This window comes from Saccharothrix sp. NPDC042600, from assembly GCF_040647305.1.
GTDB lineage: Bacteria > Actinomycetota > Actinomycetes > Mycobacteriales > Pseudonocardiaceae > Actinosynnema > Actinosynnema mutabilis.
Window position 1 is genome coordinate 149,300 of record NZ_JBEZBW010000004.1, and the last position, 21,920, is coordinate 171,219.

The following is a 21,920-nucleotide window of genomic DNA, read 5'->3' on the forward strand; positions in this document are numbered from 1 at the left end:
CGCCGGGAACGGGCGGGAGTCGTCCCGGCGACCGCCGCACCGACGCGTCCCCGGACAGGAAGGAGCCGACGACGCCGGCGACACCGTCCAAGGGGTCGCGCGCCTCCGCGAAGCACTCGCGTCCACCGGGGGATGAACGCCCCGCAGGTGGAGCGGATCACCCGACTTCTCTCCACCTTCGAGACCGAGCGGCCCTGACCGCGGCGGCAGCGGCGCCGAGCCTTTCACCAGCGCGGTGGCCACCTCCGCCAGGGTCACCCCGCCGGGCTCCGGTTGCCCCCTCGACCCGCACGGCCGGGCCCCTTGCGACGGCCGGTTACCGGCAGGGGGATGGCCGTCACCTGCGCGAGTGAGTGGGGTGCCCTGCGGTGGCGAACCGACGTCCGGCGCGCTTCGACGCGCGGGAACGGGCGACCCTGACAGGGAAAACGCCTTGAAGGGAGTTCCCGATGCGCAAGCTCGCCCGCAGAACCGCGATCGGCGCGGTGGCCGTCCTGCTCTCCGTCCTGACCGTGCCCGCCCACGCCACTACCGGGGTACAGGCCGGCCAGTTCTACAACACCGGCCGGTCGAAGTGCACCACGCCGGAGAAGGCGGCGGCCGGCAACTACGCGCCGAACATGAAGCCCTGCCTGACCGGTTCCGCCGCGGCGCACCAGATCCACCTCGTCTTCAAGCCCGAGAACACTTACTACGTCATCAAGAGTCAGGCCTATGGCGTCTGCATCGGCGCCCACAACTTCTACGGCGACCTCTACACGATCATCTACATCGACTGCGAGGACAAGAACGCCCGCTTCCACCCCGTCGCGGCCTTCGGAGGCCTCCGGTACGTGCTCGCCGACGGTGGCGCGAAGGGCGAGTACCTCTTCGGCACCGACTACGCGGTGCACTCCAGCAAGAACTCCGAGGGCAACGACCGGATCTGGCGGCTCCGGCCCCCTGGCTGACCGACGGACAGCGGCACGGCGGTCCTCGACGTCCGCACGGTCCGCAGGAACACGGCCGGCAGCGGGAGGCAGTGCGGGGCCCTGACCGTCAGGCGGCGACCGCGTGCCGCCGTTGCGGTGCGCGGTAGGCGTAGCAGGGGTCCCGCCGAACAAACCGAACGAGATCAGCGGCGCGCACGCGTACCGTGGAGGTCAGAGATGGTCAGGCGACGTCAGCCGTCCGGGAAGGCCGAGGCGGCCGTCGGAGCGGGAGAGCCGACCCGGGGTGCGGCCGAGGTCGCCCCGCAGCACGGCGGGCTCCCGGACCGGACGCTCAAGGTCATGCAGTTCAACATCTGGCTCGGTGGCAGCCAGGTCCCGGGCGGCCGGGCGGGCATCGCCGACACCGTCGCCGCCGTCGAGCCGGACCTGGTCATGCTCAGCGAGTCGAACCGGGAACGGGTGGCTGATCTCCGGGCCGATCTCGCCGCGCGCGGGTTGACCTATTTCGGCGACGAGAACTCGACCGATCCGGCGGTGATCTCACGCTGCCCGATCGTCGAGCACACGTCGTTCCCGTCCTGGACGAAGGCGGTCGTCTCGGTCGGCGGCGTCGAGATCGCGGCCTACTCGGGGCACTTGGAGTACCGCTACTACGTTACCTACCTGCCGCGCGGCTACGGTGGCGGCACACCGGAACCACTCGAAACCTCCGAGTACGGCTGGGACGAGATCCCGACCGGTCCCATCACCGACGCCGCCTTGATCATGTGGCTCAACGCCGCCTCGGGACGCACGGAGGTGACCAGGGCCGTGCTCGCGGACGCCGAGGAAGAGCGGGCCAAGGGACGGCTGACGCTGCTGGCCGGTGACTTCAACGAGCCCTCCCACCAGGACTGGGACCACCGGACCCGACACCTCTTCGACCACAACGGCACCATCGTCGCCTGGTCGACCACCGAAGCGATCGAGGACGCCGGTTTCCGCGACAGCTACCGCGAGATCAACCCGGACCCGGTCCTCACGCCGGGCTTCACCTGGCCGAGCGACAATCCGGGCGCCGACGTCGGCAAGCTCACCTGGGCACCGAAGGCCGACGAACGGGACCGGATCGACTTCGTCTTCTACTACCCCGACGAACGGCTCCGACTTCTCGACAGCGTCCTGGTCGGACCGTCCCGCAGCATCGTCCGCGGCAAGCGCGTCGAGGAGTCGGGCAAGGACAGGTTCCGGCGCCCCACCTGGACTTGGCCGACCGACCACAAAGTCGTCCTCAGCACCTTCCAGGTTGTGACGGCGTGGGCGACCGCCACCGACAGCGCCCGGCCAGGCACCTCGGCGCGGGGATGAACCCGAGATCGCCGCGTACGAACCGGTGGCGACCCGCGTGCGGGTCCGGCGAGCGAGGCCGCCGCGACCCGGATAGGCCCCGAGTCCGCCGCGACGATCTACTGGGTCGACCAGGCGAGCCCGCCGCTCCCCAGTGGGCTCCACTTCCACAGGACCGTGTTCCAGAAGTACAGGTTGTTGGACTTGGCCTTCAGCTTCCCGGTGATCACGAGTTTGCTCCCGACGGGTACGGGGATGGTCAGTCGGCGCAGTTCGACGGAGTAGTCCTGGCGCGGCACCTCGTCCTTGGTCACCGGGATCTCCGTTTCGTAGAGCGCCTTCCCGGTCTTGCCGATGAGTTCCACGGTGAAGACGGGGTAGGCGTCGACCACCTCCCACTCGTTCTCGACGTGCGTCCCGACGACCAGCTCCGCGATGCCGTCGGTGTGTGCCACGACCTTGATCGGCGTCATCTTGAACCGCTGGTCACCGTCCCGCTTCCATTCGACGACACCGGATCGGGACGTGTCGAAGTCGGAGAACAGGCTCGCCCCGCGGTCGACCTTGCACGTCGGCGGACTCAGGTCGGGGTGGCCGACGAAGACCGCGGTGCTGCGGAGCAGCTCGACTTCCGTGTCCTTCTTGTCCTTCTCGCCCACCCGGGCGATCATCCGGAACGACGTGTCGTGGTACAGCCTGACGCTCGTGTGCACTGTCTCGGAGACGTTCCTGGTGGAATTCGGGTCGCCCTCGCGGCCCCATTCGAGACGGGCCGAGAAGGTGTGTCTGTCGGGTACCTTCCTGGTCCACGTCAGCTCGGCCTCCTGGCCGGCCTTGATCCACGGTGTCCTCGCCTGGAGGTCGGTCAGCTCGACGCCCGGCTGGACCTTCTCCACCACGAGATCCGCCAGGGCGTCCTTGCCCGAGGTCACCTTGACGACCGCCTTGCCCGGCTTGGCCACCGCGGTGTTGGTCAGTCGCACCGTGAAGTGCTCACCCGGCTTGAACTCGTCGCTCTTGGGGGCCTTCGCCACCGTCACCTTGCCGTTGACCACCGACTTCTTGCGCCAGCCCCCCGACTCGGCGGTGATGCCGACGTGCTGGCCCCGAAGTTCGCGGAACAGAGCGGTTTCACCGTCCCCGCACGGCACCGCGATCGTCACTTCGGCGCATTTGACGGTTTGCCCGGTGTCGTTCCCGACGGTGACCCGAAGTTCGGCGGAGGCACCCTTGGTGGTGGTGCTCGCCTCCACTCGCGGGGGTTTGAGCGTGCAGGTCAGGTCCTTCGGCGCGGACTGCTCGTGGCCGGTCATGACTCTCGCTCCGAGTCGCCGGAGACATCACACTCGGGTGCGTCCACCTCGTACCCCAGCGGGAACCAGACGGCCTCGTAGGTGTTCTGCCTGTCCGTGGTCGGGATCGTGAAGAGGACGCAGGCTCCGCACTGCACCGGGATGAGCACGTTGTCCACCCGGCCGTTGCCGGGGTTCAGCGAGAACGAGTACGACTTGTCGTCGTGGGGAGGGTGTACGGAGGTCGTCATCGAGGTCGCCTGGCCGCCGGCCTTGGCTCTCGCCGTGGCGAGGATGAACCCGTCGCTCGGCATGGTGCACTCCCATTCCGGGTGAGCGCCGTTGTAGATCTTCGCCGGTCTGCCCACCATGGAGACCGTGCCGCGAACGGTCAGCGTGCCCGCGTGCACATCCCCCCGGTGCACCATGACCAGGGCCACGCCGCTCTCGTCGGCCGCCGTCAACTGGAACACCGTGTTCGCGGTGAGCTTCGGCACCCGGTAGCGGTAGGCGTCGCCGTTCTTGGTGATCGCCTTCTCGTCCAACCGGACCGGATCGCTCGCGTTGATCTTCAGGTGGTAGCCCTTGGGCGGGAAGGAGTCGGCCCCTTCCCACACCAGGTCGACGTCCTCCTCGTAGTCGACGGCGGACGAAGACCCGCGGAAGTTCCTGATGTGCTTGTTGGCCTGGAGCCGGTGCGTCGCCGCGCTGCGAGTGGGATCGCTGTCGCCGTCGAACGTGCCCTCGACGAGCGTGCCGAGCGCGACCGGATCGGAGCCGAGGCCCCGCAGGGGGCCGAGGACGACGGACACCCGGTCGCCCGGGGGGATGGTCGACGCGTCCGTCCCGGGCAGCGCGACGGTGTCGCCCGAGTCCTGGGTGACGGTCCAGCCGTCCGAGTCCCCGTTCGTTCGCGGCGCCGCGGCGATCTCGGTGGTCGGGCAGGACAGGACGAGTTTCGTGCACGTGAAGGGGCGGTCGCCCCGGTTGGTCACGGTGATCCGCAGGGCGGGGGCGGTCGCCGGGTCGTAGATGGTCTCGGTCAGGGTGAACAGTGGGGCGGACGGTGGGCTCATCGCTGGTCCTCCTGCGCGGTGATGGTGAGGAATCCGGAGCGGACTTCCGGCCTGCGGTGCGGGAGCCGGGCGGCGGCGTCGGCGGGTTCGACCGGGGTGGTGTGCCACTCCCGGCCGGTCCGCTCCCACCAGGTCCCCTTGTGCTCGCGGGCGTCGAATTCGGTCGGCAAGGGCACGACGAGGTTGTCGGTGCCCTTCAGGCCGTGGCGGGTCGGCGCGAGCAGCGTGTCGACGGGCACCGCCGTGTGCAGCCGGGACAGCACAGCGTCGACGGTGCCGGTGGGCAGCCGCAGGCTCGTGGCGGGAACGATGTCCATGGCGGCGGTCACCTCGGACCACGGGTCCATCAGCAAGGTGACGTACCGCGAGGCCGACGGGTCGTCGGTGTGGACGGGACGTGCGGGCAGCGAGAGGACGTGGCCGTCGTCGAAGTGCGTGACGTAGGCGTGTCCGGTGCCGTTGGGCTTGTGCACCAGGTGGAACACGTCGTAGCCGGTCTTGGCGGGCTGTGCCGCGTCGGTGTGCGCGTAGTAGCCGATGAGCCCGTCCCGCAGGTCTTCGCCCTTGCCCAGCTGCACCGGCCAGCGCATGGTCCACAGTGGATGCTTGGTGTCGGGTGGTGGGCTGTGCAGGTACGTCCAGTCCCCGTCGTCCTGGTGCGCGGCGGGCAGGGGTGCGGTGTCGAGGTCGAGGCTGAGGCGGAGCCGGACCAGCGCCAGCGGTCGTCCGACGAGCTGGGTGAGCCGGGTCCCGCGGTCGTCACCGACCGGTGTGATGAACATGAGCCCGGTCTCGACGGCGTTGAGCAGTTCGTGCAGGCGTCGGGGTTTGTCCGGGTCGTTCGGGCCTCTGGTGGCCGCTCCGCGGGCGATCGCGTCGGCGTTCCGGTCCACCAGTGCCCGCAGGAGGTCGGGCAGGTGGGCGGAGGTGTCGGCGAAGACGTCCGCGGGTTCGACGTGCCGTGAACCGTGCAGTGGCCGCCAGCCGACCGCGCGTCGTGGCGGGGTCCGCCCGGACGGGCCGATCACGCCGAGTTCGCCCAGGCCGCGGCCTTCCGCGTCGAAGACGACCAGCGTGCGGTGTTCGGAATCCGGGCTGGTCGGGGATCCTCGCCCGGTGCGGCGCAGCATCAGCCAGCCGCAGACGGCGGTGTCGGTGACCATGTCCGGGTCGGTGTGCGGGTCGAGCGGACGGATCGCGCCGGTCCGGGCGGACAACAGGTCGAGGCGCAGGCGGGCCGGCTGGTGCAGCCGCGGTGCCAGGTGTATGTAGCGGTGGGTGTTCTGGGGCAGGTGGCACTTGTTGTCCTTCGGCGCCTTCTCGTCGTTCCCGCAGTCGACGCTGGCCGCGCGCCGCGGCGGGAACTTCTCCGGTTCGCTCGTGCGCACCACGGTCACGGTCTGGCCGAAGCGGTCCACCACGACGACGCGGGAGAAGGCGAACTGGACCGTGCGCACGGCGTTCCACCCCTGCGGCGAGTGCGGATCGGGAACGGTCGACGGCGGCGTCGGCATCGCGGGCCGCCCTGCCGCGCTCTTCGGCGACGGGTCGTCGAACGCGGGGCGTCGACGCGCCGGCCAGGCGTTCACCCCGTCGAGTGGTTGGGAGAGCAGGTCCCACTGCCGGACCTGCTGGGCGAACAGGCGGAAAGCCGCGAACCCCGCGGCGGAGTAGGTGTCGCGGTGCGCGTCGGCGCGGCGGGACATGGTGAACACGGGCACGGGCGCCAGCCCCGCGCGGCCCGCGGCGCTGCGCGACCCGGCCACGTCGCCCTTGCCGGCGGTGGTGAAGCGGAACCGGCCGTCGCGGAACGTCCAGTGCTCGCCCTTCGTCCCGTCGGCGGCCATGCCGAACGGCAGGGGGTGGACGCCGACGTCCCACATCAGGTAGAGCGGGGACCAGGGCTGCTCCCAGACCGCCAGGACGGCGGGCAACCGTCCGTCGCCGTCCGGCGTGAGCACGTCGCGCAGGGCGGCCTTCGACCCGCCGTTGACGTGGTGAGCGGCGGCGGCCTCCAACACGGAGAACTCGCCGAGCAGTCCCGTGATCACCGGCCACGGGACCTTCATGGCTTCGAGCTGCCGCTGGAGATCGTCGAAGTGCTGGGGCCGGAGGGGTGTCGACGGCGCCGCGAACGTCTTGCCGCCGATCCTGGCCGAGCCGATGACCTGCTTGGGCGTGCGGCACGGCAGGGTGTGGCCGGCGTCGGGAACGGCTGTGGTCGGATCGGCTCCCGCGCCGCACAGCACGGACACCGGGTCCTGCGCCTCGTGGAAAGGTCGTTCCGGCACCGCCTTCAAGGTGAAGGGGCGATCACTGGAGTCCCGCAGCGGGAATCGCTGGATCAGGTTCCGGCGGACCCTCAGGTGCTCGTGGGTGTCCGCCGCGGCCGACGCGACCCGCGCGGCGAGGCTGTCGGGTGTTCGCGGGTCGAGCTGCTTGTTCGCCTTCTCGGCGAAGCCGTCGGGAGCCTGGTCCACGTCTCGTGCCCACCACAGGTCGTACAGGCGCCGGCGCAACCCGGCTTCGCGGGAGCGGGCCCGGTCCAACCGGCGCTGGGTGGTGTTGAGCTCGCGCAGGGCGCTGAGCTGGCGGTCGTCGGGCCGCGGTCGTGCGGTGTCGGCGTCGGGCTCCTCCGCGACCAGTTGCCACGCGGTTCCTCCCGGGCTCGGGCGGAACCAGGTGGCGTGCACCGCGTCGTCCAACAGCGTGCTCGCGGCGGCACGGCCGGGAGCGGTGTCGAGCACGTCGAGGAAACCGGTGTGGAAGGCGTTGAGCAGCGAGGTGAAGCCCCACGACGACGCCGTCCCCTTGACCGCGTCGAGCAGCGGGGTGAGGGCGTCGGCGGAGCTGCTGCCGACGGCGATGTTGACGGTGTTGGTCGGGCTGCGGGGTTCCCGCGGAGACAGGGGGGCTTGGTCGGTTCGCCATTCGAGGGACAGCACGTGGCCGACGTAGAGGGAACGCTTGGCGGTGGGCGCGCCCGTCGTCGTCCAGCCGAGCGCGTCCAGCCCCTCGGCGACCAGGTCGCTGGTGCGGGTGGTGGCGGGAGGGGCGTCGGTGAAGAAGGCCACCAGGTCGTTGATCTGCTCGGTGGAGAGGGGGTCGTGTTCGGGCCTGGCGTGCCAGCCGATGACGAGGTAGCTCAGCCACCCCCGCGCCACCCCGGCCAGCGGGTCGTGCGTGGACAGCACGTCCGCGTTGTACGGTTGGTAGGCCGCGAAGGCGGGCAGACCGGGGCCGATCGCGGTCAGCGTGAAACCGGGATCGGTGGTGGCGCCCGGCCACGGGGACTTGTGCAGGTCGTGCCGTCTGCCGATGGTGGCGGGTTCGCCCTTGTGCAAGTACGCCGAGGTCCCCGGTTTCGCCCGGGTGCCCAGGTGGTCGCTTTCCACGACCCAACCGGCGTCGCAGGTGGCGGCTGCGTCGAGGGCGCCGGCGCGGCGGTAGCGCACGACCACCCAGCGGTTGGGGATCGGGGGGTGCACGAGGAGGTCGGGGCGGGTGGTGAGGTTCGCGCGGCCCCGGGTCAACGCGTCGGGTAGCTGCCAGTGCAGGTAGACGCCTGCTCCGATCTTCTCGGCGGGGTCGCAGCCGAACGGATCGGGCTCCGGGTGCGTCCTCGCGTCGCCGAAGTGCAACGTCCAGCGGCACAGCGTGCCGGTGTTGCGCGCGTTCGCCACGAAAGCCTCGACGCGGATCGGCACGATCACCGCGTCGCCCTGATCTGTCATCGCCTGCTCCTCACGCCGACTCGACGACGAGCTGCTGCGGGCTGTTGAGCAGCTGCAATCCCAGGATCGCGGGCGTGATCTCGATCTTCAGCTTGCTCTTGAGGGCCGCCACCAGCGTCGACGACGTGGCACCGTCGATGTCGAACACCTGCCCGCGCGCGACGCTGGTGTCGCGCAGGTACCCGCTGAGCGGGGACAGCTTGTCGCCGTTGGACTCGCCGATCTTCGTGCCGGACGCGTGCCGCAGGGTCAGCTCGCCGGGTTTGGGCTCCGTCCCGGAGGTGTCGAGGGAGTCGATGCCGAACCGCAGCGCGTTGGGCGGTTCCCGGATCCACACCACCGATGGGCGCTCGTCCCACAGCACCAGGAGGATGTCCGGTGCCGGCCACCACAGCGAACGCGCCACCTGCGAGCCGTCCGCGTGGGCCTCGACGACGAGTTCCGGCCAGTCCACGACCAGGCGTGACCGGATGACCATGCCGCAGGCCGGGGTGTCCACGACGCTGGTGGACAGCACTTGTCGGATCATCCGCTGGTCGAGCGTCGTTGTGCTGCCGGGGCTGGCGGCGCCCGCCATCAGCGCGGCCAGCCACGTCCGATCGACGGAGAAGAAGCGGATCGACTCCTCCGGGAGCATCGCCGGGTCCGGCACCAGGTAGTGGAACGGGGCGCGGCGCAGGAGGGCGACCGCGTCCAGGCCCGCTCGGCGCAGTCGGGTGGTGTGGGCCGCCGCGACGACGTCCACCGCACTCAGGCACCGGTCCGATGCCGCCTCGGCGAGCAGGCTGCTCGTCGTTCCCGCGGCGGAGGTCTCGTCGGCCGCTGCCGAGTCCTGCCGCGGTGGCAGGGTGTTCCGCAGGTCTTTGAGCTTCTCCGCGACGGACTTGGCGAAGTCCGGTACCTGCACGAGGGCCTGCACCGAGGCCGCGGCGGACCCGGAGGAACCGGCGGACGGGTCGACGACGCCCAGCGCGTGGTGCAGGGCGCGCAGCCCGTCGTCGCTGAGCGCGGCCAACTGTGCGCGGAGCCCGGAGTCGCCCAGGGTCAACAACCGCCCCAGGGCGTGGGCGGCGGGGTAGCCGAGGTCGAAGACGCCCCACCGCGACAGGTGGACGTGGGAGTCGGCCTCGGACGACACCGTGGCGCCCTCGTCCGGTTCCGGGGGTTTGACCGCGGTGAACGGCCCTCGGTACCACGCGATGGTCCTGCTGCCGTCGGGTAGCCGGTGGCTGACCGGCACGTGGCCCCGGCGCAGGCGGTTCGCGGTTTCCTCGCGGGCGGTGGGGTCGCGGCCGTCGTCGGGTGGGCTCTTCGCGGGCAGCCGGAGGGTCCAGTCGTCGCCCGAGTCGGCCAGGAGCTCGCGAATGGCGGTCCCGAAGTCCCCGGCGCCTTGGTCCCGGCAGTGGAAGGTCCAGCTGTGCAGCGCCAGGAAGCGCACCGACTCGGCATTCGGGTGGGCGACCGCACCGCCGAGGAACGCGTGCTCGCCGTGCCCGTCCAGCGAGACCAGGACGGCCGTGTAGCGCCGGGGCGTCACCAGGGGGAGCCGGTTGGCCAACAGCACGCTGTAGTGGCCGGGCCGCCACTCGTCGGCGGCCCGGCGGGATCGGCGGACCGCCACGTCGCGGACATGGGCGAGGTGCTTCAACTCCCGCCGCTTGGGCAGGACGGCCTTGACGGTGTCCATCGGCAGGTCCACCACGCGGCACTGGAGTGCCTTCTCGACATCGGTCAACCGGCCGAGCGCGGGCGGCAGCAGCGTGGCCCCCGCCTTCTTCGGGTCGACCAGGTCGCCCAGTGCTCCCGTTGTCGTCGTGTCGTCCCCGTGTCGGAGGACTTCCGTGTCGGCCAGGACGAGCAGGGTCATCCACGGCGTGCCCTTGTCCGCGTCCGCGTTGCTCAGCGTGCGCTCGAAGGGCAGCGTCGACCCGTTCAACGTCACGTGCGCCAGGGTGGTGCGGTAGTTGCCCGTGGTGTTCGCCGGCGGGAACACGGCGAACACCGCGTCCGGGCCGAGCGAGAACCGCGGGGTGACCACGGTGACCTTGCGGGTCGCTCCCAGCTGCCGGTCGAGGCCGGCGAGCTTGCCGGTGGCCTCGGCCTTGAGGTGGTGGCTGACCTCGACCGTGTAGTCCCCGCCGGGCAGTTCGGGGCGGTGGCGGGAGTGCAGGGTGATGTCCAGCGGTTCGTGGCCGGCGTCCTGTCGAGCGGTCACCGGGGGCCTCCCGTCACGATCAGGGGATCTTCGGTCAGGTAGGTCCACACGCGGTTGGCGTAGTCGGTCGGCGCCGCGGGCGGTGTCGTGCTCGGGGCGACGCCGTGGTCCAGCAGCGCCCGGTGCAGGGCGGCACGGTCGTTCGCGGTGGAGCCCAGCGTGGTGGCGATGGTGTCCCGGGTGGCGGGGGTGACGGGGCGTCGGGGCACCGGGCCGTCCGCGGTCGTGCCGATCGGCAGCTTGCGCGCTGTGGTGAGGTTCTTGACCTGGAGGTTCTCCTCGGGGATCGTCGGCAGCGTCTCCTCGTGGACGGGCGCTGGAACGGTGACGCGCAACCCCAGCACCTGGTCGAGCAGCAGCGGGGCGGTCGTCTTCGGCCGCTCGGTGGGCTCGTCCAGGCTCGGGCCCCACACGCTCGCCGCGACGTTCCCGGTGACCGGCTCGACCCGCCACGTCAGCACCGGACCGGCGGAGCGGGTGTCCGCCCTGCGGATGGTCACGCTGTGGGTCGCGGTGATGGGCGCGCTGCGCATCGGGCGCGCCGCGAACGGGCACCGTCCCGACGGCAGGGCGACCGAGTCCGGTCCCGGTTTGCCGGGGGTGGTGAGCTTCGCTTCGCTGATCGGGGTCGGGGCCTGCGAGACGAACGCGAAGCCCGAGACGGACACCAGCCAGGGCGCGTCCGCCGGGGTGTCCGGTGCCCGCGGTCCGACGCCGTCGGCGGGCAGGAGTTCCACTCCCGCCTTGTTCAGCACGCGGGCGTGGAACTCGTCCCACTCCAGCCACTTGGGGGCGCCGGGCCGGGGCTCGCCGAACCGGGCGGTGACGGAGCCGCCCACGGGCAGGTGGAAGGTCGCCGTGCCGCCGGTGGGCGGCCCCCACAGCCGGACGTCGACACCGACCTCCACCCTCGGGTGGAACGGGACGTTGAGCTCGGCGCCGGCCCGCACACCCACCAGGACGTCGTAGGAGAAGGGCTCCCACTGGATCAGCGCGTTGAGCTCGGCGTGCAGCCAGGCGTGCGCGGCCTTGGCGTGGAAGTCGACGTCGAGCTTCCCGCCGAGCATGAACGCCGCCGGGGTGAGCGCGGCGTACCACTGGCCGGTGATGGTCAACGAGCCGGACAGCCTCCAGTCCAGGCCGACCCTGGGGACCACCGGGAAGTGCCTCGGTGGCGTGTAGTCCGGGTGGTAGCCGCCGACGGTGAGCACGAAGTCGCCCCGGTGCGGCGACGGCGGAGCCCACGCGCACAGGGCGAACCCGCCCGTGAGGCGGCAGTCGGGGTGCAGCAGGAAGGAGTCGCGGGTGATCAGGCCGCGCACGGCGATCTCACCGGTGGCCGCCTGGTAGCTCGCCCGCAGTTGCAGCACCACCCGTGCGTACGGCTTGACCTGGCGGACCTTCGGGAACGTGGCGGTGGCCAACCCCAGCAGGTGCAGCGTGAAGTCGACCCCCACCTGGAGCAGCAGCAGCGCCTTGAGGTCGATGAACTCGAACAGGGACAGGTGCGCGCCGGCGGCCAGCCACATCCGCCCCGGCTCCGGGGTGATGTGGGCGACGACGGCCTCGATGACCCGGTGCGGCTCCTGCTCCACCGGGAAGCGGTCGGGGTCGGTCAGCCCGGCGACCAGCGGGAAGTCGGCGATCGACTCGACCGGGGGCACGACGACCGCGCTGTTGTAGCCCACCCCGGCGGTCAGGCCCTCCAGCATGACGGGCGGCTCGCCGATCTTCAGCCCGGACAGCTCGCCGAACAGGAAGAACGACAGCGTGCCGTCGTCCTTGACCGCGTACGAGCCGATGAGCGCCATCCCGATCTTCGGCGTGGTGAGGGTCAACAGCCCGACCAGCATCAGGTCGTAGTGCTCCGGTGGCGTGCGCTGGGACAGCGCGCCGGTGATGCGCAGGGGCGGGTTGGCGTAGCCGACGGCGAGCCCGTCCAACGCGTACTCGACCCGGCTCGGATCGCCCGGCGGGAAGCCGATGCCCAGGCCCAGCGCGGAGATCGTGATGCCGGCGAGGCTCAGGCCGCCGTCGACCATCAACCAGAGCTTGCCGTCCTTGATCCGTACACCGAGCCGGTGCACCGACAGGGGGCCCAGCCGCTTGTCGACGGTGTGCCAGGCCGTCACCGCCTTCGACCGCGTGCTCACGAGTTCGGCCCCGTGCGGCTGCGTGGTCGTGGAGCAGTACCAGGCGGACTCACGGCCGATCGCGACCCGGACGCAGTAGCGGGCAGTGGCGTCCGACGGCACCGTCGGCGGGTCGGAGATCCCGGGCACGGCCTTCAGCAGCGCGTTCGCCGCGTCCGCGGCACCGTCGAACCGGGCACCGGCCTTGGTGAACCGGACGTCGCTGATCCGCACGTCCACCTCGGGAGGGATGTAGGGGCCGACGGCGGGCAGGCGCGACAGGCCCGCCGAGACCGGGGCGTCGACCAGCAGGCACCACTTCTTCGACGTGGACAGCGCGACACCGCAGATCCGGCCGTGACCGGTGGTGGCGCTCCACGCCACGCCCTTGTCCTTGTCCACCACGAGCGCGGCGGACGTCACGCGGACGTCGAGGAGGCGCGGCAACCCGGGGTCGGTGACGCCGAGCGCCGCGACCAGGTCACGAAGGCCGGCCGACCGGTCGCCCGACGCGGTCCACGACAGGCCCAGCTTCCCGCCCGTGACGGCGCCCTCGAAGAAGAAGTCGCCGAGGGCGAGCCGCGCGGCGCACTTCTCCTTCGTGACCTCGACGGCCACGCGGAGGGGAGTGTCCGTGACCGCCACGGACGCCGCGCACGTCAGGACGTAGGCGCTCTTGTCACCCGTGGTGAAGTCGAGGGCGAACGCGTCCACGGTCATGCTCGGCAGGTCGCCGGGTGGCTGGGCACCGAAGACGCTCGCCAACTCCTTGACGAGGCTGTCCACCGACAGGCTGATCCCGGTGGGGGTGGTGAATCCGAACCGCCACCGCTTGGCCGTGAAGTCGTACGCCCCGACACCGTGGAGGGTGACGTCGCCGAACTTCATCGTCGCCCCGATCGAGGCGGTGACGGCGCCCGCGATGCGGGCCAGGTCCAGCGTCAGGTCGCGGAGCTCCACCTTGACCGCCGAGCCGAACGGCCGCCACGACGACGGCAGCGCGGCGCGGAGCCGAAAACCACCGCCGAGGCCGCTGATCAGCAGGTCGGCTCCGCTGAGCGCGGGCAGGGGGAGGTCCTTGGCGATCGACCGCACCAGGTCGGTGATGTCGTCCGTGCAGTTCGGCGCCAACTCGGCGGACACGGCCCGCGAGGGGAGCTGCCACCGCACGGTCAGAGCGCAGTTCTTGACGGTGACCTTGCCGGTGACCTCGACGGCGAGGCGCTGCCCCGGCGGGCGAGAGGGGAAGTGGTCGACCGACACCTCCAGCTCCCGCACGGTGAGCAACCCGTCGAACAGCCCCACGGTCCCCGAGGGGGTCCAGCCCACGGTGGCCCCGATGGCGAGGACCTTGCGCTCCCGCGGCGCGAGGGTCACGTCCAGCCGGCGCAGCGTGCCGCCGGACAGGGCGGGCAGGTCCTTGAGGTGGTCCTCCACCGACGTCCCGAGCAGCTTGCCGATCTCGCCGAGCCCGATGGCGGTGCCCGCCTTCGGCAGGCACGGCAGGGTGAGCACCGACGGCGTGGACGTGGTGAGCCGCGCGGAGAAGGGCAGGCACAGCGACCGGCTGTCCCCGACGTCCGCGGTGACGGTGCCCGTCAGGTGCATCAGGTTGGTGACCCCGAGCAGTTCGTCGCCGTGGGCGAGCGCGGCGGCGGCGAAGGTGAGTTCGCTGGACACCCGGAACCGGCCCAGGACGGTCACGGGGTCGGCGGTCCGCGCCGTCACCGCGACGCCGAGCTGGTCGACCGGGAGCGCGAGCGCGCCGCTGACCGGGTAGGGGCCCTTCGGGAGCAGCCAGGCGAGCACGTCGTCGGTCGCCGTGCCGGGGGAGAACGTGCCGGACAACCCCAGGCCGAGCACGGTCCTCTTCCGGATCGCGTCCGGGAGGCACGGGAGGTCGAACCCCTCCGGGAACCGGTCGGGCAGCGGCGGCCGCTTCGCCGAGTCCAGCGCCAGGGTCACGTTGGTCAGCGCGCAGCGGGCGAAGACGTCGCTGTCGAGTTCGGCGAAGCACCGGGAGAGCGCCAGCGACGGGATCTTGTCCAGCTCCACCCGCAGCGCCACGCGGCCGGAGTCGACGCGGAACGTCGCGGTCACGGGGTGGTTGGTCAGCTTGGCGAGCGCCGGGAGCGTGCCGCCGACGGTGATCCCGGTGGCGTCGTCCCGGGTCTCCTTCGCCCCGGTCAGCGCGAGTTCGTCCTTGCCCCACGCGGCGGTGAGCAGCGTCGTCAGCTCGGTGGAGGCGAGGGTGGCGCCCGAGATCGAGAACGAGCCGTTCTTCAGCGCGGCGCGGACCTTCTCCTTGAGGGTGGTGACGTCCATCGGGGACTCACTTCAGGTCGAACTGCAGCACGACGGGCAGGTGATCGCTGAGGAGGCGGGCTCCGATGAGCTTTCCCTTGTCCCCCAACGTGCGGGCCGGGGTGTAGAGCCCGCGGGCGGCGGGGTCCACGGCGTCCTTGGTCCTCGCCTTGACGTGGTGCCGGCCCGCTTCGGTGAGGTCCAACTGCTCCGTCGCGTCCTTCTTCGCGCTGCCGGAGCGGACCACGTTGTCGGGGACCACCACGACCCGACCCGCGTCGCCGTCCGCGTCCAACGCGGCTTTGTGCAGGACCTGCCCGCCGTAGAAGAAGTTGTCGAAGCAGTGGCTCGCATAGCCCGCGGCGGCGGACTTGAAGTCGGCGGGGAAGTGCAGGATCGTTCCCTTCCGCGTGATCGCCGCCCGCAGCTCCTGCTTCCGCACGCGTTCCCGGTCCGGCCGGGACAGCGGGGGCTTGGGGGGATAGGGCTTCGGCGGGTACGGGGGGCCCGCCGTCGTGCCGGTCGCGGCCGGCGTGCCGGACCCGCCGGCGGCTTTGGTCGGGGTGAGCCAGTGGTACTGGTACTTCCGCTTGCCCTCGGGGCCGACCTCGTCGTTCTTGAGGAAGTCGAGGTTGTAGTCGCCGGTGAAGCAGAGGTCTTGGACCGGCACCGGTTCCTGGCCGTTGTCCGTGGCGATCATGATGTGCCTGCTGTCGCCCTGGTGGTTCGGGCCGGGGTGGGGAGGGGTGAACATCTGCGCGATGTGGAGCCAGGTCGACGCCAGTAGTTGGTGGTTGGCGAGCTGGTTGCGGACGTCGGCGTTGCGCACCGCGCCGTAGTGGCACGCGACGAAGGGGATGAGGTGCTTCCGGGTGGCGGTGCCGCCGCGGAACAGGAACATCATCAGGGCGGGCAGCCGGAAGCCCAGCCCCTGCGCGTACTCCCGTCCGGGGAACACCACGTCCCGCCGGGTGGCCGTGGCGAACGCCTCGACCACGGGGAACGTCGGGGGCCCCGTGGTCGAGGTGGACTTGGCCCAGTCGAACGACGGCCACACCTGGAACGCCTGAGCGGTCAGGTCCGCCAACGGGGTGACCTCCGTGCCCACCGCGTCGGAGGACGTCGGCGCCACCGGCCGCACCGCGTCGAGGTCCCGGACGAACGCGCAGTACCGCTCGGTCCCGGTCTGGTGCGACAGGAACGGCGTGAGCCAGCAGTCCTTCGGCACCGGCTTCTTCGCGGCACGGCGGTGGGCCACCTCGGCGTCGTGCAACTCCCGGGCCAGCTTGGTCATGGTGTCGACCACGTTGGCCAGTCGGACTTCCAGTACCAGCAGCAGGTCGATGTCCTGCGCCACGACGGTGCGCGCGATGGCGGTCCCCACCCCCGCGATGGCGAGCTTGTTCGTGCTCAACGTCTGGATGTTCCAGGTCATGACTCGATAGGTGGTCATGGTGTCGTCCGCTCCCGCTTCGTCGCACCGTCCGTGCCGGTCACCCGCGATCAACCCCGGGGTTCCGTCTCGAACGGAACCCGTTCCGCTTCATCGGCCGGTCGGCCGGTGGAATCACGCCCGCGTCCGTCACGCCCACGGCACCTCGGTGCAGGCCCACCCCGGGCTTCGACCGGTGCGGTCGCTGGAGCGGCGGCCTTCGGCCGTGACGGAGGCGATGTGCAGGACGGTGCTGTCCTCGGCGCCCTCGCGCGCCACCCGCGGGACGAAGCAGACGGAGTTCGGGGTCGCGGCGAGCAGCACGAGGCCGCCGTTGCCGTCCTTGCGGTAAACCTCGTAGTGGTGGACGGGGTAGTAGACGCGGTTGACCGGTTGCCACGACAGGCGCGCGGTCTGGTGCGGCTCGGGGTCGGCGGGGTCGTTGTTGACCCGCCAGCACCGGATCGCGACCTCCTTGGGCGGTTCCGGCGGGTCCTGGTGGTCCTTGGGGATGTCGCCGTCGCGCAGGACCAACTGCCCCAGGCTCACCGCGTAGTCCGCCAGGTCTTGGTCGGCGACGACCCGGATGCCCAGTCGCGTCAACGTTCGACCGGCCAATGGCGCTGGAACGACAGCTTTGAGGGCGCTCCACGTCGTGGTCGGTCTCGCCGCGAAGTCGACCACGGTGTCGGCACCGTCGTCCGTGGTGAGCACCACACCGACCGCGGCGACGGTCGGTGTGGGCGACTTGACGACGAGCGTGATCCGCGTGTCCGCGCCGATCTTCACCGAGCACTGGTACAGGAAATGCGTGGTCGTCGTGCCCTTGGCGAGCGCGCCCCGCAGCCGCACCGAGGAGCCGCCCTCGTAGGCGTCGCCCAGGTCCAGCGCGGGGGCGAAGGCGCCGCCGGCTTTCTGGGCGCCCGCTGTGGTCCAGGCCGTGCGGTAGGTCGGCAGGACGTCCTGCAACGACAGGTTGTTCCACGGCGCGCTCGAAACCTTGACGCCCCGCGCCCAGTAGGCGTTCCCGTGACCGGCGTTGAAGTTCGTGACGAACGGCAGGGACACGACGGGGGTGTGTTCGGCGACGTAGTGCGCCATGCCGTTCCAGTCGGCGTTGCCCTTCGCCCACAGCTCAAGTTCCTTGGCGTGGAGGATCTCGGGGTCGTTGAGGACGGTCGGGTTCCAGTCCGGGCGGAACAGCGCCACCGAAACGACGTGCCGTTGCGCGGCGAGCGCCGCATCGCACCGTGCGTTCGTGGGGAACTTGCCCGCTTCGACGTCCAGGCCCGCGGCCACGTCGTAGCGCCTCGGTTCGGTCGCGCAGGTGACGGAGTCGCGCAACTGCTTGCTGTTCCAGCCGTAGTTGAGGAAGATCGAGTGCGCGACCGGGGTGTCGCCGTCGCGGAAGAACATCACGTTCTCGGCGTTCAGCTCGTCCTGCCACAAGATGCGACCGTCCTTGGTCATCGAGTCGTACCACATGCACTCAAGACCCGGATCAACCTCGCGCAAGTGCGTGATCCAGCACTGGAACTCCTTGGCGAGAAGGGCTCCCTGCCCGTCGTCGCCGCGGTGCGGGCTCTCCTGGTTGATGAACCACCCGTCGAACCCGTAGTAGCGGGCGATCCGCACGAGTTGCCGCGCGACCGGGTAGTCGCCGCGCGCGTCCTTGACGACGAACTGGTGCAGCCACTCGGGCCGGTCACCGTGGTCTGCTTCCGGGAAGTAGACGTTGCCGTAGACCTTGACCCCGTTGCGGTGTGCCGCGTCGGTCACCGGCGCGGCGGGGGCGAGGATCAACCCGTCACCACCGGAGCCTCCCCAGTACACCAGCGTGTCCACGTACTGCCAGAAGCCGAACGCGTAGTACGCCGCGCTCGGCGAACCCTGGGCGGGTGTGTGCGCGGCATGGCCGAACACCGCTCCGGAGTAGACACGTCCGTGGCTCGTCCGGGATGTGGGCCTGGACGCGAACCGCGGTTGTCGGCAACGGGGGGCCAGCGGAACCACGGAGCGGTTGAACCGCGCGTCCGGGTCGTCACGGGGATCCCACTCCAGGACGTCGTCGGGATACCAGTGCGGCGCCCACGGCTGGCCGGGCGGGCAGTACACCTCCAGCGTGCCCTCGGCGCTCGTCACCATGCCGCCCCCTTCCCGCGTTCGGTTCGTGAACCGACCTCCTTCCATGCTGGCTTCCTGTGGCACACGCGCAATGCCCCTACCCGCGAGCCCCACGAACGGTCGCCCCCGTCAACCGTGTGGGGCACGAAAGCGCGTGTCCGAGCACCGGTCGCTATCGGGTTCCTGGCCGACGCACCCGATAGGTTCGTGCGGACTCCACGCAAACGTGGCCCACTGCTGAGGTTTCAACCCGCGGCCGGCGCTCGCACGGCCTCGTAGGACCCGCTCGACCCCCTTGCCGTCGCCGAGGGTGGGACCGGTGTTCGCCGGCACGACCAGCGCGGTCCCCGTCCGCTGACTCCAAGCCGGCGAACGCGGTGGACCCGCGGGTCGCTCCGATGTCGCCGGTCCAGAAGCTCCGGGTGATCGGCACCCAACTGGCGTGACATGCCTTCGCGGGATCGATCGGCGGAGTTGGCTCCTCATTCGAAGTGTTCATCTTGAAAGACCTTTCGAACTCCGCTTTCATTTTCCGCATTATCGGAGCCGCTGCGGTTCCACATCGAGACTGCGGCGCGCTGCGGCTGCGGGATCTGGACCGGGGGCGCGCCAGGCGAACCTCAGGCCACCTGGCGCGCCACTTCCGCCGCGCCCTCGGCGTCCCCCAGGACACCTACCGCCGCGTGACGATCGCGGCGGTCACGGCTCGGTCGGGTTGTCCTCGGACGGGCTCAGCGTGACCGGCTGCAGCAGATCGGCGGTCGCGGATCGGTTGAAGTGTCGGGCCCAGTCCAGCGGGGTCGCTTCGAAGCGTCGGTCGCGCAGGTTGGGGTTCGCGCCCAGGGCCAGCAGGCGACGGGTGAGTTCGACGTCGCCGGCCATCGCGCTGTGGTGCAACGCGGTCTCCCACGGCTCCTCGACCGGCGCGTCACCGCGTCCGTAGGCGTTGACGTCGAAGCCCAGTTCCGTCAGCAACACCACCGCCTCGACCGAGGCCCGAGCCGCCGCCCAGACCACGAGCCCGGGACGGCCGCGGCGGGCTTCGGCGACCACGTCGGGGTGCTCGGCCCGGATCCGGTCGACGGTGTCCCGATCGCCGCCCAACGCCGCCGCGATCAGGTCGCGGACCGGGTCGGGGCCGGGCGGCGTGGCACCCCGCGCGAGGAGGAAGTCGGTGATCTCCTCGTCGCCGTTGAGCCGGGCCAGCTCGACGGGCGTGCGGCCGTCACCGGGACTCCACGCGGGACCGTCGCCGTCGAACGGGGAGCGGAAGTCGACGCCGTGGTCCACCAGCAGCCGCACGCGGGCCGGCTGGTGGTGCTCGACCGCCCACCGGAGCTGGGTGCGCAGCAACCGCGCGGGCGGGTCGAGTTCCGCGATCCGCCTCCGCCACGGGCCGCCGTCCCCGGTGCCCAGTCCGTGGGCGAACAGCAGTTCCAGGTGGGTGTCGTCCGACTCGAACATCCTGTTGTAGAGGGTCTGGGCGTCATTGGGGTCGGCGCCCGCGTCCAGCAGCAACCGCCCCAACTCCGCCCAGTGCGGGTGACTCGGCTGACGCCGCCGCCCCAGCTCACCGTGCCCGAACACGCCGGTCAACACCGTGAACGGCGAGGGCAGGCCGTCGAAGAGGTAGCCGTCGTTCGGATCGGCGCCCGCGTCGAGCAGCAGCCGGGCGACCGCGAGCACGCGTTCGGCGGGCACCGCGAGGTCGAAGCGCGAGTAAGCGAGGTGGAACAACGGCCGCCACCCGAACGGCCCGCCCCGCCGCTCGGCCAGCCCCGGATGCTCCGCCAGCAGCCGACCGACGTCGTCGGGCCGGGCGGCCGCCGCGGCGGCCCAGATGTCACGGCTGGTCAGGTCCGGGTCTTCGATCAACAGCCGACGAGCCGCCTCCCACCGCCGCGGACCGTCCGCGCGGGTGTAGGTCAGGCAGGCGAGTCGGCAGAACTCCGCCGCCGGCCCGTCCGCCGGCACGGTCCCGAGCCGCGTCTCCCAGCCGTGCTCGGCCACGGTCCCCAGGTACCGCACCAACCGCGGCCAACTGGCGAACCCGTGCTCGCGGGCGACGACCAACTGCGCCGCGCTCAACCGGATCTCGCCGCCAAGGACACCGGGGAAATACCGGGCGACCCGCGCGACGGCATCGGGATCACCCGCCCGCGCGGCCCGCTGCACCGCGCGGGCCTGTCGGCGGAACCGGTCGAGGTCGGGACGTTCGGGCATGCCGAGCGTGGGCACGACGGCCTCCTCTCGTGCGCCTGATGTCCGCTTGGTCAGGCCGAAAGGAGAGCGGTGGTGACACGTGACGCGCTCACCAGGTGGGCTGAGCCCATTCCCGCGGACCGGTGGCTCCCTGGCAGCCGCCCCCACCCTACCCCGACCAGGGCAGCAGGCCCTCAGCGCACGAGTTCCGGTCGTCGGGCGATGGTCGCCCAGGCCGCGCCGGCGGTCACCAGCACCACGGCGGCGAAAGCGGCGCCCGTCGCGGCGTCGGGGTGGATCAGGGACTGACCTCGGCCGGCTTGCCAGGTGACCACCGCGAGCAGCCCCGTCCAGCCGAGCGCGGCCACGCCGACGAGTCGGGCGCGGACCCCTTCGGCGCGCAGCCACGCCACCCGGCCGGCGAGCGCGGTCAGCGCGGCGGCGAGCAGCAGCAGCACCTGGAGGGCGTGGAGGCCGACGAAGTGCGGCACGCGGAAGTCGCCGCCCGTGACGCTCCAGTGGGTGATGGGCATGCCGTGGCCATCGGGGTCGCCGATGCCGTGTCCCTGGTACATCACGACCGGCTCGCCGTTGGCGTCGAGGACCGTTCGCTCGTTGATCTCGGTGGCCATCCAGAACACGGGCAGCGCCATCCCGACGACGGCGAGCGCGACACCGGCCCGCACGGCCCGCACGAGTGCCCGGTCCCCGGCCCGTTGGCACAGCACCAGCACCGCGATCGCCACCTGCACCAGCAACAGCGCGGCGACCCCGTTGGTGAACGCCTGGGTGGCCGCCCTGGTGACCGGGTCGGCCAGGTCGCTGTTGAAGTGGCTGAACGTCCCGCGTGCGGCCTGGACGGTGATGGCGGCCACCTCGACGGCGGCGGCCACCGCGAACACGGTTCCCAGCCACCAGCCGAACCGCTTCGCCTTGCGCAGGTGGGTCAGCAGCCACGCGAGTGTGGCGCAGTGCAGGCCGAACGCGAAGGCGAACTTCAGCGGCTTGACCCACACCGACTCACCCAGCAGGACACGGTCGTCGACGATGAGGCCGACAACGGCGACCGCCACGAGTCCCAGCATGAGCGCCGCGGACGCCATCAGCGGTCTGTGCCATTGCTGCCAAGCTCTGTACATGTTCTTCCTTTG

At 71.2% G+C, this 21,920-nt stretch carries 11 protein-coding genes; 2 read left to right on the forward strand and 9 right to left on the reverse strand.

What is annotated here, in order from left to right; all coding sequences use genetic code 11:
- The first annotated feature begins 449 nt into the window (after positions 1 to 449).
- Both AB0A74_RS05275 and AB0A74_RS05280 read left to right on the forward strand, forming a co-directional pair.
- Positions 450 to 950: a hypothetical protein gene (locus AB0A74_RS05275; RefSeq protein ID WP_358247631.1), complete on the forward strand. Its 501-nt coding sequence runs from the start codon at positions 450 to 452 to the stop codon at positions 948 to 950.
- Between the two features lie 198 nt (positions 951 to 1,148).
- Entirely contained in the window at positions 1,149 to 2,279 is a 1,131-nt protein-coding gene (locus tag AB0A74_RS05280; protein ID WP_358247632.1) for an endonuclease/exonuclease/phosphatase family protein, read from the forward strand.
- A gap of 98 nt (positions 2,280 to 2,377) precedes the next feature.
- On the opposite strand, the gene AB0A74_RS05285 is transcribed toward AB0A74_RS05280, so the two are convergent.
- The 9 genes from AB0A74_RS05285 to AB0A74_RS05325 form a co-directional block, all read right to left on the reverse strand.
- Entirely contained in the window at positions 2,378 to 3,571 is a 1,194-nt protein-coding gene (locus tag AB0A74_RS05285; RefSeq protein WP_358247633.1) for a hypothetical protein, read from the reverse strand.
- A complete protein-coding gene (locus tag AB0A74_RS05290; RefSeq protein WP_358247634.1) occupies positions 3,568 to 4,626 on the reverse strand; it encodes a hypothetical protein in 1,059 nt (352 codons plus the stop codon). Before AB0A74_RS05290 ends, AB0A74_RS05285 begins: the two co-directional genes overlap by 4 nt.
- Positions 4,623 to 8,360, reverse strand: coding sequence for a hypothetical protein (locus AB0A74_RS05295; protein WP_358247635.1), 3,738 nt, complete (start codon positions 8,358 to 8,360; stop codon positions 4,623 to 4,625). The genes AB0A74_RS05290 and AB0A74_RS05295 overlap by 4 nt, the downstream gene beginning before the upstream one ends.
- Before the next feature lie 10 nt (positions 8,361 to 8,370).
- Entirely contained in the window at positions 8,371 to 10,575 is a 2,205-nt protein-coding gene (locus tag AB0A74_RS05300) for a hypothetical protein (RefSeq protein ID WP_358247636.1), read from the reverse strand.
- The gene (locus AB0A74_RS05305) at positions 10,572 to 15,032 is read right to left on the reverse strand and encodes a DUF6603 domain-containing protein (RefSeq protein ID WP_358247637.1); all 4,461 of its coding nucleotides are present in this window, start codon (positions 15,030 to 15,032) and stop codon (positions 10,572 to 10,574) included. Before AB0A74_RS05305 ends, AB0A74_RS05300 begins: the two co-directional genes overlap by 4 nt.
- A gap of 7 nt (positions 15,033 to 15,039) precedes the next feature.
- Positions 15,040 to 16,464: a hypothetical protein gene (locus tag AB0A74_RS05310; protein WP_358247638.1), complete on the reverse strand. Its 1,425-nt coding sequence runs from the start codon at positions 16,462 to 16,464 to the stop codon at positions 15,040 to 15,042.
- A gap of 129 nt (positions 16,465 to 16,593) precedes the next feature.
- Positions 16,594 to 18,588 carry a hypothetical protein gene (locus AB0A74_RS05315; protein WP_358247639.1) on the reverse strand — a complete coding sequence of 665 codons (1,995 nt, stop codon included), beginning with the start codon at positions 18,586 to 18,588 and terminating at the stop codon, positions 16,594 to 16,596.
- Positions 18,589 to 19,266: 678 nt separating this feature from the next.
- Positions 19,267 to 20,805: a hypothetical protein gene (locus AB0A74_RS05320; RefSeq protein ID WP_358247640.1), complete on the reverse strand. Its 1,539-nt coding sequence runs from the start codon at positions 20,803 to 20,805 to the stop codon at positions 19,267 to 19,269.
- Between the two features lie 158 nt (positions 20,806 to 20,963).
- The gene (locus AB0A74_RS05325) at positions 20,964 to 21,908 is read right to left on the reverse strand and encodes a hypothetical protein (RefSeq protein ID WP_358247641.1); all 945 of its coding nucleotides are present in this window, start codon (positions 21,906 to 21,908) and stop codon (positions 20,964 to 20,966) included.
- Positions 21,909 to 21,920 lie beyond the last annotated feature (12 nt).

Coding starts and splice junctions, on each gene's coding strand:
- AB0A74_RS05275 (WP_358247631.1), top strand. CDS start 450: ATGCGCAAGCTCGCCCGCAGAACCGCGATCGGCGCGGTGGCCGTCCTG.
- AB0A74_RS05315 (WP_358247639.1), bottom strand. CDS start 18,588: ATGGTGACGAGCGCCGAGGGCACGCTGGAGGTGTACTGCCCGCCCGGC.
- AB0A74_RS05305 (WP_358247637.1), bottom strand. CDS start 15,032: ATGGACGTCACCACCCTCAAGGAGAAGGTCCGCGCCGCGCTGAAGAAC.
- AB0A74_RS05325 (WP_358247641.1), bottom strand. CDS start 21,908: ATGTACAGAGCTTGGCAGCAATGGCACAGACCGCTGATGGCGTCCGCG.
- AB0A74_RS05285 (WP_358247633.1), bottom strand. CDS start 3,571: ATGACCGGCCACGAGCAGTCCGCGCCGAAGGACCTGACCTGCACGCTC.
- AB0A74_RS05290 (WP_358247634.1), bottom strand. CDS start 4,626: ATGAGCCCACCGTCCGCCCCACTGTTCACCCTGACCGAGACCATCTAC.
- AB0A74_RS05310 (WP_358247638.1), bottom strand. CDS start 16,464: ATGACCACCTATCGAGTCATGACCTGGAACATCCAGACGTTGAGCACG.
- AB0A74_RS05280 (WP_358247632.1), top strand. CDS start 1,149: ATGGTCAGGCGACGTCAGCCGTCCGGGAAGGCCGAGGCGGCCGTCGGA.
- AB0A74_RS05295 (WP_358247635.1), bottom strand. CDS start 8,360: ATGACAGATCAGGGCGACGCGGTGATCGTGCCGATCCGCGTCGAGGCT.